Genomic DNA, 12,889 nt, shown 5'->3' with positions numbered 1-12,889 from the left:
CGGGTAAGCGCGAGCGCCACCCGGCATTTACAGTGGGATCAATCCTTGTCCGTCGCGCTCAGTGTAACGGAAGAGAGATAGTTCAGCAGTGCAATATCGTTATCCACACCCAGTTTCATCATGGCTGATTTCTTCTGGCTACTGATGGTTTTAATACTGCGGTTCAGCTTCTTGGCAATCTCGGTCACCAGGAAACCTTCAGCGAACAGGCGCAGAACTTCACTCTCTTTTGGCGACAGACGTTTGTCACCGTAGCCACCCGCGCTGATTTTCTCCAGCAGACGGGAAACGCTTTCAGGGGTGAATTTCTTGCCTTTCTGCAACGCGGCCAGCGCTTTTGGCAGGTCGGTTGGTGCGCCTTGTTTCAGCACAATTCCTTCGATATCCAGATCCAGCACGGCGCTTAAAATCGCCGGGTTGTTGTTCATGGTCAGAACGATAATCGAGATATCCGGGAAATGGCGTTTAATGTATTTGATGAGCGTGATCCCATCACCGTATTTATCGCCCGGCATGGAGAGATCGGTAATGAGCACGTGTGCATCAAGCTTTGGGAGGTTATTGATCAGTGCTGTGGAGTCTTCAAATTCACCGACTACATTCACCCACTCGATCTGTTCAAGTGATTTGCGAATACCGAACAGTACAATCGGATGGTCATCGGCAATAATTACGTTCATATTGTTCATGTATTAGGCTACCTTGCTACAGCAAGCTTTTGACGTAGGCGTCAATGTCGCTGATATATTTTTCAATGCCAGAGGCATCTTTCTCACGAATTAGATGTTCCAGCGTTTCACATAACTGCTTGCCGGGAACCAGATTAAGCATGGCAAACACCCCTTTAAGCCGGTGTGCTGTCTGTGCCAGCGCTGCAAAATCATTTGCAGCGGACTCAGTATACAACCGCTTAACATCATCTGGTACTGTATCAACAAAGAGTGAATAGTAGCCACTGGCATGGAGTTCGGCATTTTCATCGCCGCCCAAAGGGGACTCCAGGATCTCTTCTTGCGCCAGCTGTTCTTCTATTAGTTGTAGTACAGCTTCCTGCATAGCATTGCTCATATTAAAGTTGACGCGCATCTGGCCAGGGCCGATTTTTCGCACGCCTGGCTCATCATCGCTTAAAAGCAAGCCGGAGGCTGTAAGATTAGACGGATTATCTGTTAAAAACAGATCAAATTCTTGACTCGTGAGTCTTTCATCAGGCGTGATGCACGCCGCTCCCCAGTTTTCTAACTGACGAACCACGATATTGCGGATCTCATTTGAGGTCACATCTACCATCACCGTCACTTCATCCAGCAGGCGTTCTTCATCTTCTTCTTGCGGATTTGCCGCCATTTTCACGTGCAGAGAATAACGGGTGCCAAGCGACTCGCGGGCTTTGATATTCAGGTGCCCGCCAAGTTTGCGCGCCAGCTGATCGCACAGCCAGAAGGTCAGGGCATTGGCTTTGCCGTAGTGATCGCTCTGGGTATCGTTCAGGAACGGGAAGTGCAGGTTATCGATTTCACTTGTGGTGACGCCTTCTCCGGTATCCAGAATGCGGAACGTCAGACGATCGTCAGCCGATTCGTCGGTACTAACCTCCAGCGTCACCTTGCCAATCTGGGTGGTGGTCACCGAATACTGAATCAGCATCAGTAGAATACGGCGCAGCGCTTCCCGATCGCCGTGGCGTTCGTCATTGGCTGGCAAGTGGTTGTTGATCAGCAGTTGCAGCCCTTTGCGTTTAATAACCGGTAAAACCTCAGGCACCACTTCGTCGATCAAATCCTGGATAGAGAAGAGGGTAGAGCTTCCTTTCCAGTTGTCATTTTCCAGCATATTCGCCAGCTGAATTTCATCCACCAGGCGAACCAGTGAATCCGCCTGGCTGGCTATCTGATGGCCTTCAGGCGTGTTGATGCTGGCGACTCCGCTCGCGAGGGCTTTCAATGGGCGTTTAAAGGCCTCGCCAATATTCTGCATAAATGCCGCACGACCCTGCTGGTTTTTCTCGTAAAGTCGCTGCGCCTGCTTGAGCTTTTTGTTGACCAGCACTTCACGATCCTGGTCGCGGATAATAAAGATTTGCGTGCGGGAAGCGACCTGACTGCGGAACTGACGGATCTCATACAGTTCATTATTGATGGTGGCCTGAATCACGCCCTGGTGCTGATCCGCCATGGTGGTGATGTTTTGCAGATTAAGATGCGGCAGCAGATGATCGGCAATCTTATTGCTCATCACCGTGCGGTTCGCCTCCTGATCGTGAACCAGCACCCCAAGCGGCAGAACGGAAATAATCTCTTCGTTCAACGCCCGCAATACGCGCAGTTCGTTACTGGTTCCTGCTGAGGTCGATGCAGTTTCACTCTGACGTCCTGGCTGGAAACGGAAAGTGCTGTAACCAAACAGCGCCAGTGCCAGCAGACCAATATTCAGCAGCAGCGGCAGTAAAATGTTTTGCAGCGTATCGAGCAGCAGGGTGCCAAACGGCACTTGCCACACCAGGCGCATCCCGGTCGAGTTAAGCGAGGAGGCTATCTCTATCTTCGAACCGTTAAAGGAGATAGCGACACTTTCAGCGCCTTCTTTATCCGGCGGCGTGCGCATGTTTTGCGTGTTGTTATCGGGATCCAGACGGAAACTGTCCAGCGGCATATCCGGCGGGATCAGATCGTTAATAGGCAGATCAAATGCCACCACGGTTGCCAGGTGTCCTGGCTGATTGAAGGTGGTACGAAGCGTAAAGTAGTGACCGTTCTGCCAGGCAAGGCGGCGTAATGAAGAGAAACTCTCGCGTTCATCAAGTGCGTTGGCCTGTTGCAGCATTTCCGCACGACGGGAATCCACAATGCTGCCCACCGTGGTTTCTTTAAACCCGGAGGAGAGATCTTTGAGTGGTAAGGTCGAAATCAGGATCATGCTGTTGTCCTGACCGTTCAGATAGTACATCGACCACGGTACTGTTTCTGCACCCCAAAGGGTATCAAGGTACGAGGAGATGCGCTGGGTCATCTCAAGCGTTGCGCTGTCATGCGAACCGAAAATGAGCGCTTCTGTTTTACGCTGCGGTTTTTCCAGGTAGTAAACGTCCTGCTTCAGGCGCGTTTCCTGTAACCCTTCCCCGGATGACGTTGCAGGCGCAGCGGCAATATTGTCGTAAATCTGCCAGGTAGCGTAGCGCCATGTATCGATGCGCTTATGCACCGCATGGGTAATATCCACGACCTGATAGCTTTTATCCTTCAGCCAGGCATTAACCGCACTCTGAACCATCACCCCCATCGTGACTAACAGCACGACGATCAACAGAAGAAAGAAACGGGTGATACTCCCGGGAAGAAGGGAGAATTTGCTCGGGGCGGTGGTTTCAGACTGACTCATTGATATGTTAACCCGTGATGGCCGCGCTTTAAGGGGATAGGGCAGTATAAAGGGTAATAACTGAATTTCCAGCGCCGTCGTCTGTGAATAGATGACTTTTTCCATGGCGATTATCCCTGCGCCACATTGCATTAAACGTGTACAACTTGAGGGTGTTTGTACAAATAAGAAACGGCGAAGTTCAGGAAATAGCACGAATTAACAAGAAATTATGCTTTTCAGGAATGGCGAATACGACGAGATGATTTCGGCTGAATTTAATTAATAGTCGTTATGATTTCCGGGTGGTAGCACAACGAAAATATAATTACGTAAAGAAAGGTAAAAAAAAACCGAATGCTCGGCATTCGGTTCAATTAGGGATAAACAGACATTCAAAACTGAATGACGGTAATAAATAAAGTTAATGATGATAGCGGGAGTTATTTTAGTGATTTTGCTGGTTTTTGTTTTGTCATTCAGTGCTGTAACATTTTTATGTGTAACTTATTGATTTTATATAGTGAAATTTTTGGTTTGATTATAAGTGCTATATTTTTAAGCTCTTCGTGCTTTGTAAAAGTTCCCGTGAATTTACAAAATGAAACATCTTGGGTGAAAAATGAAACATCTTCAAAGTTTTCGTATCATATTCCCGTTGGATTATTCTGTAATTTTAAGGAGAATGAAATTGCCGACTGGTTAAGAGGGTTAATCAGTAAGCAGTGGTAATAATAAGGCATATAACAGAGGGTTAATAACATGAAAGTTAAAGTACTGTCCCTCCTGGTACCAGCACTGCTGGTAGCAGGCGCAGCAAATGCGGCTGAAATTTATAACAAAGACGGCAACAAATTAGATCTGTACGGTAAAGTCGACGGTCTGCACTATTTCTCCGACGACAAAGGTAACGACGGCGACCAGACCTACATGCGTATCGGCTTCAAAGGCGAAACTCAGGTTAACGATCAGCTGACCGGTTACGGCCAATGGGAATACCAGATTCAGGGTAATACCTCTGAAAGCGACAACCAGTCCTGGACTCGTGTTGCGTTCGCAGGTCTGAAATTCGCTGATGCGGGTTCTTTCGATTACGGTCGTAACTACGGCGTTATCTACGACGTGACCTCCTGGACCGACGTTCTGCCAGAATTCGGCGGCGACACCTACGGTGCAGATAACTTCCTGCAATCCCGTGCTAACGGCGTAGCAACCTACCGTAACCAGGACTTCTTCGGTCTGGTTGATGGCCTGAACTTTGCTCTGCAGTATCAGGGTAAAAATGGCAGCGTAGACGGCGAGAACAACACCGGTCGTAGCACCCTGAAACAGAACGGTGACGGTTACGGCGCATCCCTGACCTACAACCTGGGTGAAGGCTTCAGCATCGGTGGTGCAATGTCTTCTTCCAAACGTACTTACGATCAGAACAACACCGCAGCACTGGGTAACGGCGATCACGCTGAAGTCTACTCTGGTGGTCTGAAATATGATGCGAACAACATCTATCTGGCCGCGCAGTACTCTCAGACCTATAACGCAACCCGTTTCGGTAACTCCCAGAACAACAGCGACGTTTACGGCTTTGCTAACAAAGCTCAGAACTTCGAAGTGGTTGCTCAGTACCAGTTCGACTTCGGTCTGCGTCCTTCCGTGGCTTACCTCCAGTCTAAAGGTAAGGACATCGAAGGTTACGGCGACCAGGATCTGCTGAAATATGTTGATGTTGGCGCGACTTACTACTTCAACAAAAACATGTCCACCTACGTGGACTACAAAATCAACCTGCTGGATGACAACAACTTCACCAAACAGGCTGGTATCGGTACTGATGACATCGTAGCGCTGGGTCTGGTTTACCAGTTCTAATCGCTTCTCAGTATTACAAAGGGGCCATCTGGCCCCTTTTTTCATACATTTTTTGGGGTCTTACAAATGCCCCGTTTTGGTGTACTCTTGCCGACCTGGCATGAGGATAATAATGAATGGACATGACTTTTTTACGCGCCAGCTTTCTGGCTACCCTTTTTTTCCTGACAGCATGTGACTCTTCCACCACTCCGGTGACCCAAAAAGACACCCCTGCGGCAACGGTTCTTGAAGGCAAAACGATGGGCACCTTCTGGCGTGTCAGCGTGATGCACCTCGACAGTGCACGTGCCGACGATCTGCGCGGAAAAATTCAGGCACAGCTGGATGCCGACGATCAGCTGCTTTCCACATACAAAAACGACTCTGCGCTGATGCGCTTTAATCTGTCGAAAAGCACTTCGCTCTGGCCGGTAAGTGAAGCAATGGCTGATATCGTGACCGAGTCGATGCGCGTGGGTTACAAAACAAACGGCGCTATGGATGTGACAGTCGGGCCGCTGGTCAATCTGTGGGGATTTGGTCCGAATAAGCAGCCGGTGATAACGCCCGATCAGGCGGCCATTGATGATGCGCGCGCCCGAACAGGTTTGCAGCATTTGACGGTAATTAATCAGTACGGTCAGCAGTACCTGCAAAAAGATATCCCAGATTTGTTTGTCGATCTCTCAACGGTAGGAGAGGGGTATGCCGCCGATCACCTGGCCGCACTGATGACCCAGGAAGGGATCTCGCGTTATCTGGTCTCTGTCGGCGGCGCCTTAGTCAGCCGGGGAATGAATGCCACTGGCAAAGCGTGGCGCGTGGCCATTCAAAAACCGACCGATCAGCAAAACGCCGTGCAGGCGATTGTGGATATCAACGGCCATGGGATCAGTACATCCGGCAGCTACCGTAACTATTACGAGCTGGACGGCAAACGCATTTCACACGTTATCGATCCGCAAACGGGTCGTCCGATCGAGCACAATCTGGTGTCCGTGACGGTGATCGCCCCGACTGCTCTGGAAGCGGATGCCTGGGACACTGGGTTAATGGTCCTTGGTCCGGAAAAGGCTAAAGAGGTGGTTCGTCAGGAAGGTCTTGCGGTTTACATGATAACCAAAGAGGGTGATGGGTTTAAAACCTGGAGCTCCCCGCAGTTTGAAAGCTTCCTCGTGAGCGAAAAAAATTAAAAAGCAAGGTTGCGGGTTTTTGTCCGGTGGCGCTCAGGCAAGGTATGAGTATGCTTGTAAGAGGAGCCGATGATGAAAAACCTGACCTTTAAAACCGATGAGGATCGCTGGCAGGCCGTGCTCGCCCGCGATCCGCGTGCTGATAATCAGTTTGTCTTTGCCGTGCAAACGACCGGTATCTTTTGCCGTCCGTCCTGCCGGGCCCGCCACGCGCTGCGCAAAAATGTTCGCTTTTATCCTGATGCCCAACACGCCGGGCAGGATGGCTTTCGCCCCTGTAAGCGCTGTATGCCGGATAAACGCGACCCGCAGGAGCAGAAACTGGCAAAAGTCGAACAGGCCTGCCGTCTGCTGGAACAGGACTCGTCCATTACCCTCGAAATGCTTGCGCAGCAGGTGGCGATGAGTCCGTTCCATTTCCATCGTCTGTTTAAATCCATCACCGGCATGACGCCCAAAGCCTGGCAGCAGGCCGCGCGCGATCGCCGTCTGCGCAGTGCGCTGGCACAGGGCGATAAAATTACCGATGCCGTGCTGGCCGCAGGTTTTCCTGACAGCAGCAGTTATTATCGTAAAGCCGATAGCGCGTTGGGTATGACGGCTAAACAGTACCGTAAAGGTGACGTTGCGGTGCATTACGCGCTGAGCAACTGCACGCTAGGCCGCTGCCTGGTGGCGGAAAGCGAGCGGGGGATCTGCGCTATTTTGCTGGGTGACGACGACGCGATGTTAACGGATGAGCTGCATTCACTGTTTCCCCATGCCCAGCCCGAGCCTGCGGACGGCGCTTTTGCGCTGCGGGTAAGCCAGGTTATCGAAAGCCTCGACAATCAAAATACTCCGTTAACGTTACCGCTGGATATTCGCGGCACGGCTTTCCAGCAGCAGGTCTGGCAGGCGTTGCGCGACATCCCCTGCGGTGAAACGGCGAGCTATCAGCAGGTGGCGAAAACCATCGGGAAACCCGCCGCCGTGCGCGCCGTTGCCGGGGCATGTGCTGCCAATAAGCTGGCGATAGTGATCCCCTGTCATCGGGTGGTGCGCAACGATGGCGCGCTTTCAGGCTACCGCTGGGGCACTGCGCGCAAGGCGCTGTTGTTACAACGTGAAGCGAAAAACCGGGAGGGATAATGCTCGATCTGTTTGCTGAGGCTGAGCCCTGGCAAGAGCCGCTGGCGCCGGGCGCGGTGATCCTGCGCCGTTTTGCGCTCTCCCGCGCGGCAGCGCTGTTTGACGGTATCAACGCCGTCGCGGCCCGTTCGCCGTTTCGCCATATGGTGACGCCGGGCGGCTATACCATGTCAGTGGCGATGACCAACTGCGGCAGGTTAGGCTGGACGACGGACGATCGCGGCTATTTGTATGCCCCGCTGGATCCCATCACGGGTAACCCCTGGCCCGCCATGCCCGATGCGTTTCAGGCGTTGTGCCATGATGCCGCCGTGGCTGCGGGTTATGCCGATTTTACCCCGGATGCTTGCCTGGTTAACCGCTACGCCGTTGGCGCGAAGCTCTCGTTGCATCAGGATAAAGATGAGCCGGATCTGCGGGCGCCCATTGTCTCGGTCTCTTTAGGGCTGCCGGCGGTCTTTCAGTTTGGCGGGCTACGGCGTAACGACCCGCTGAAACGTCTGATGCTGGAGCATGGTGATGTGGTGGTATGGGGCGGGGAATCGCGGCTCTATTACCACGGTATTCAGCCGCTAAAACCGGGTTTTCATCCGCAGGCGCAAGCGTTCCGCTATAACTTGACCTTCCGCCAGGCATCGTATAACGAATAAAAATAAGAATTATTCTTGATGTGAGCGCAGGGCAGTTTACACTGCTGGCTGATTTTTATTGCCTGGATTGCTCTGTATGCAGCTACTTCTTCTTGTCTGGCGTCAGTACCGCTGGCCTTTTATGGCGGTGATGGCACTAAGCCTGGCCAGCGCGGCGTTAGGTATTGGCCTGATCGCGTTCATCAATGTTCGACTGATCGAAATGGTCGACACGTCTTTGTCGGTGCTGCCAGAGTTTCTGGGCTTACTGTTGCTGTTGATGGCCGTAACGTTAGGCTCCCAGCTGGCGTTAACCACACTTGGCCACCACTTTGTTTATCGCCTGCGTAGCGAGTTTATCAAACGAATTCTGGACACTCAGGTCGAGCGCGTCGAGCAGCTCGGCAGTGCTTCTCTGCTGGCGGGACTGACCAGCGATGTGCGTGCTATCACCATCGCGTTTGTGCGTTTGCCGGAGCTGGTGCAGGGGATTATTTTGACCTTTGGCTCGGCGGCTTATCTTGCCTGGCTCTCAACCAAAATGCTGGCGGTGACTGCGCTGTGGATTGTGGTCACCATCTGGGGCGGTTACCTGCTGGTGGCGCGTGTCTATAAACACATGGCGGTGCTGCGTGAAACGGAAGATAAGCTCTATAACGATTATCAGACGGTGCTGGAAGGGCGCAAAGAGCTTACGCTGAACCGCGAGCGTGCCGAGCATATCTTTAATCATCTCTATATCCCGGATGCCCGCGAGTATCGTCATCATATTATCCGGGCGGATACCTTCCACCTGAGCGCGGTGAACTGGTCAAACATCATGATGCTGGGCGCCATTGGTCTGGTGTTCTGGATGGCCAACAGCCTGGGATGGGCTGACACCAATGTCGCGGCGACCTACTCGCTGACGCTGCTGTTTTTACGCACACCGTTGCTTTCTGCTGTTGGGGCGCTGCCGACGCTGCTGAGTGCCCAGGTGGCCTTCAACAAACTGAAGAAATTTGACCTCGCGCCGTTTAAGGCCGAGTTCCCGCGTCCACAGGCGTTCCCGGACTGGAAAACGCTGGAACTGCGCAATGTGACGTTCCGTTATCAGGACAACGCGTTTTCGGTTGGCCCGGTTAATCTCACCATTCACCGGGGTGAGATGCTTTTCCTGATTGGCGGTAACGGCAGCGGGAAATCCACACTGGCAATGTTGCTCACCGGGCTATACCAGCCGCAATCTGGCGAGATCTTGCTGGATGGCAAGGCGCTGAACGCAGAAAAACCGGAGGACTACCGCAAGCTGTTTTCAGCGGTGTTCACCGACGTCTGGCTGTTTGAGCAACTGCTGGGGCCAGAGGGGCATCAGGCGGATCCGGCACTGGTGGAGAAGTGGCTTTCGCATCTGCAAATGTCGCATAAGCTGGAGCTGAAAGGGGGCAAGATCCTGAACCTCAAGCTGTCCAAAGGGCAGAAAAAACGCGTGGCGCTGCTGCTGGCGCTGGCTGAAGAGCGTGACATCATCCTGCTGGATGAATGGGCCGCCGATCAGGATCCGCATTTCCGCCGCGAGTTTTATCAGGTGCTGTTGCCGTTGATGCAGGAGATGGGCAAAACCATCTTTGCTATCAGCCATGACGATCACTACTTTATTCACGCCGATCGTCTGCTGGAGATGCGTGACGGACAGCTGAGCGAGCTGATCGGTGAAGAGCGCGATGCCGCGTCCCGTGATGCGGTGGCGCGTACGGCATAAGAGTTTGTGTGCCGGGCGGTGGCTTCGCCTTACCCGGCCTACGATTTTGTAGGCCCGTACAAGCGTAGCGCCGCCGGGCACAATGATTTGCACGATATGCTGTTTTTTTATCCATCCCGCCCCGTTGTTTATTCTTATTTACATATCCCCGCGCTATGCTTGATGTCATCTCATTTTATGGATTAATGATTGATGTCGGTAATAAACAAAAACAGCGCAAGGCTGCGCGACCAGGAGCGTGCGCGTCTCATCTGGCTTCTCACGACCGATAAAGCGGTCACTTCAGCGTTATTAGGCAAACTGACCCTGGCTGAGCAATATGATGTCGGCACCTTATCCGACGATATTGCTGAGGTAGGTGCGCTGGTTGCTCATCTTCCGCCGCCCGACCTGGCGGATACCCTTGAAGCACTCCCCTCCGAAGAGCGTCACGCCCTGTGGCGCCTGGTTGAAGATCACGAACGTGGTCAGGTATTGCTGGAAGCCTCCGAAAACGTCTGGGATGACCTCATTGATGAGATGAGTGACCGGGATATTCTCGATGCCGTGCAGACCCTGGATATCGATGAGCAGATTTACCTTGTTCAGCACCTGCCACGAAATCTGACTGGCCGACTGCTGGCCTCATTACCTGCCGATGAACGTGCCCGTGTACGCCAGGTGATGAATTACGAGAAAAACAGCGTCGGCGCGATTATGGAGTTTGGCGTCATCACGGTACGTCCGGACGTGACGCTTGGGGCGGTGCAGCGCTATCTGCGCCGCCTGGGCAAGATGCCGGACAACACCGATAAGCTGTTTGTGACCTCGCGCGATAAAACCCTGCTGGGTGAACTCGAGCTGAAGACCATTCTGCTGAACAGTGCACAGCGGCGGGTGAGTGAGGTGATGGAAACCGAGCCCATGGTCTTTTCACCTGAAGATGATGCCGAAAAAGCGGCGCGAACCTTCGAACGTGACGACCTGGTCAGTGCGGCGGTAGTGGATTCCGTGGGCAAGCTGATGGGGCGTCTGACCATCGATGAGATTGTTGATGTGGTTTACGAAGAAACCGATAACGACCTGCGTGCTCTCGGCGGCCTGAGTGCGGAAGATGACGTACACGCCTCGGTGGGTAAGGCCGTTAAAACGCGCTGGGCATGGCTTGCCATTAACCTGTGTACAGCGTTTATTGCCTCCCGCGTGATTGATGGCTTCGAACACACGATTTCGCAACTGGTGGCGCTGGCCTCTCTGATGCCTATCGTCGCCGGGATTGGCGGGAACACCGGAAACCAGACCATTACCATGATTGTTCGTGCCCTGGCGCTGGAAAACATTCAGCCCGGTAACTTCGCGTTTCTTATCTTCAGGGAAATGGGGGTGGCGCTGATTAACGGCCTGGTGTGGGGCGGGATCATGGGCGGGATAACATGGTGGTTGTACAGCGATATGGCATTAGGCGGTGTGATGATGCTGGCGATGGTGCTTAACCTGCTGATGGCCGCCATGATGGGCGTGATTATCCCTATGACGATGACCAGGCTTGGCCGCGACCCCGCAGTGGGGTCGAGCGTGATGATCACCGCCATTACCGATACCGGCGGTTTCTTTATTTTTCTTGGGCTGGCGACGATTTTTCTGATGTAAGTTCGTGCCTGCGCTTAATCCGCGCAGGGAGGATCGCCATCACAATAATCCCGCCGAGCACGCCAATCGCCAGATTACCGGTCGATACCGTCGCGGCTACGGTAATCAGCATCACCACTGTTTCTGCGATGGGCGCACCTTTCACCGTCGCGGGCTGAATGCTGTGCCAGCTGAAGGTTTTGATGGCGACAATCGCCATAATTCCGGCCAGAACGGCCATCGGGATTTTGGCCATCACTTCGCTCTGCGCGGTGACCAGCACCAGCAGCACAATGCCTGCGGCAAGGGTCGAAATGCGGCTGCGGCCTTTACCCATCTCCACGTTGACGATGGTTTGCCCAATCATGGCGCAACCGGCAATGCCCCCGTAAAGACCGGCCATGATATTACCGATGCCCAGGCCAATGCTTTCGCGGCGCTTGCCCGATGGCGTAACCGTCAGTTCATCCACCAGTTTTGCTGTCAGCAATGATTCCAGCAGGCCGACAAACGCGATACTTAACGCACAGGGCCAGATAATGCTCAGGGTGTCCAGATTAAGGGGGACAAGCAGCTGAGTCAGCCCGGGAAGATCGCCACTCATTGAGCCTTCATCACCCACGGTCGGCAGGATTTGCCCGGTGGTCACCGTGAACAGGGTTAAGACCACAATGGCAATCAGCGGAGAGGGAATAGTTTTTATATAGCGCGGAACCCACAGCACAATCAGCAGCGTCAGCACGAACAGGCCAACAATCAGCGGGCTTCTGCTCCAGAAATGGGGCACCTGAGCAAAGAAAATCAAAATCCCGAGAGCGTTAACAAAGCCGGTCATCACCGATTGCGGAATAAAACGCATCAACCGCGCCATCCCGAGCGCGCCAAACAGGATCTGAATCCCTCCCGCCATCATCACCGCAGGCAAAATGTACTGTACGCCGTGCTGATGCACCATCGGGCCGATAACCAGCGCCACAGAGCCCGCCGCGGCTGTTACCATAGCAGGGCGGCCGCCGAGTACCGAGAGGGCAAGACAAAGCACCACAGAGGCGATCAGGCTGACTTTCGGGTCCACGCCCGCAACCACAGAGAAGGAGATAACTTCAGGGATCAGTGCCAGCGCGGTAATCACCCCGGCTAGTGTTTCACGGATGAAGAGCCTTGGTGAGCGCAGTACAACAGCAATGCGGCCCTCATCGGGCAAAGAAGAGTGTGGTAATGACATAACAGTTCGCAGGTTAGGGCAGGCTTCCGTGCGCGCGATCACAAAGTGCAGCATAGTAGCCAGAAAAACAGCGCTTTGCCAGTCGAACGCCCAATCCCCTACAAACAATCCATCATTAAATTTCACAATTACAATAATTTCGTAACCTTTAAAC

9 protein-coding genes are annotated in these 12,889 nt (G+C 53.1%); 6 read left to right on the top strand and 3 right to left on the bottom strand.

Features of this window, described 5'->3' with window-relative positions; all coding sequences use genetic code 11:
• Positions 1-38: 38 nt before the first annotated feature.
• Together rcsB and rcsD are read right to left on the bottom strand one after the other, a co-directional pair.
• Positions 39-689: a response regulator transcription factor RcsB gene (gene rcsB, locus F3J30_RS05150; protein WP_003859405.1), complete on the bottom strand. Its 651-nt coding sequence runs from the start codon at positions 687-689 to the stop codon at positions 39-41.
• Positions 690-705: 16 nt separating this feature from the next.
• Complete coding sequence (rcsD, locus tag F3J30_RS05145; protein ID WP_166716372.1) at positions 706-3,378, bottom strand: phosphotransferase RcsD; 2,673 nt, start codon at positions 3,376-3,378, stop codon at positions 706-708.
• 741 nt (positions 3,379-4,119) lie between these two features.
• Here rcsD and F3J30_RS05140 point away from each other — a divergent pair.
• The 6 genes from F3J30_RS05140 to mgtE all read left to right on the top strand — a co-directional run bounded on the left by F3J30_RS05140 (position 4,120) and on the right by mgtE (position 11,531).
• Positions 4,120-5,226 (top strand): porin OmpC, encoded by a 1,107-nt coding sequence (locus tag F3J30_RS05140; protein WP_014071074.1) that lies wholly within the window; start codon positions 4,120-4,122, stop codon positions 5,224-5,226.
• 116 nt (positions 5,227-5,342) lie between these two features.
• Positions 5,343-6,401 carry an FAD:protein FMN transferase ApbE gene (gene apbE / locus F3J30_RS05135; RefSeq protein WP_166716368.1) on the top strand — a complete coding sequence of 353 codons (1,059 nt, stop codon included), beginning with the start codon at positions 5,343-5,345 and terminating at the stop codon, positions 6,399-6,401.
• A gap of 72 nt (positions 6,402-6,473) precedes the next feature.
• Positions 6,474-7,532 carry a bifunctional DNA-binding transcriptional regulator/O6-methylguanine-DNA methyltransferase Ada gene (gene ada, locus F3J30_RS05130; protein ID WP_166716698.1) on the top strand — a complete coding sequence of 353 codons (1,059 nt, stop codon included), beginning with the start codon at positions 6,474-6,476 and terminating at the stop codon, positions 7,530-7,532.
• Positions 7,532-8,182, top strand: coding sequence for a DNA oxidative demethylase AlkB (alkB, locus tag F3J30_RS05125; protein ID WP_166716364.1), 651 nt, complete (start codon positions 7,532-7,534; stop codon positions 8,180-8,182). The genes ada and alkB overlap by 1 nt, the downstream gene beginning before the upstream one ends.
• A 76-nt stretch (positions 8,183-8,258) precedes the next feature.
• Complete coding sequence (locus F3J30_RS05120; protein WP_166716361.1) at positions 8,259-9,902, top strand: multidrug ABC transporter permease/ATP-binding protein; 1,644 nt, start codon at positions 8,259-8,261, stop codon at positions 9,900-9,902.
• A 192-nt stretch (positions 9,903-10,094) separates the two neighbouring features.
• On the top strand, positions 10,095-11,531 hold the full coding sequence (gene mgtE, locus F3J30_RS05115) for a magnesium transporter (RefSeq protein ID WP_014071069.1): 1,437 nt from the start codon (positions 10,095-10,097) through the stop codon (positions 11,529-11,531).
• On the opposite strand, the gene F3J30_RS05110 is transcribed toward mgtE, so the two are convergent.
• The gene (locus F3J30_RS05110) at positions 11,494-12,789 is read right to left on the bottom strand and encodes a SulP family inorganic anion transporter (RefSeq protein ID WP_166716697.1); all 1,296 of its coding nucleotides are present in this window, start codon (positions 12,787-12,789) and stop codon (positions 11,494-11,496) included. The two genes, mgtE and F3J30_RS05110, sit on opposite strands and share 38 nt — an antisense overlap.
• Positions 12,790-12,889: the final 100 nt, after the last annotated feature.

This window comes from Enterobacter sp. Tr-810 (genome assembly GCF_011752765.1).
In the GTDB taxonomy this organism is placed as follows: Bacteria; Pseudomonadota; Gammaproteobacteria; order Enterobacterales; family Enterobacteriaceae; genus Enterobacter; species Enterobacter soli.
Note: the sequence above shows the minus strand (reverse complement) of the source record. Positions and strands in the feature narration are given on the sequence as shown.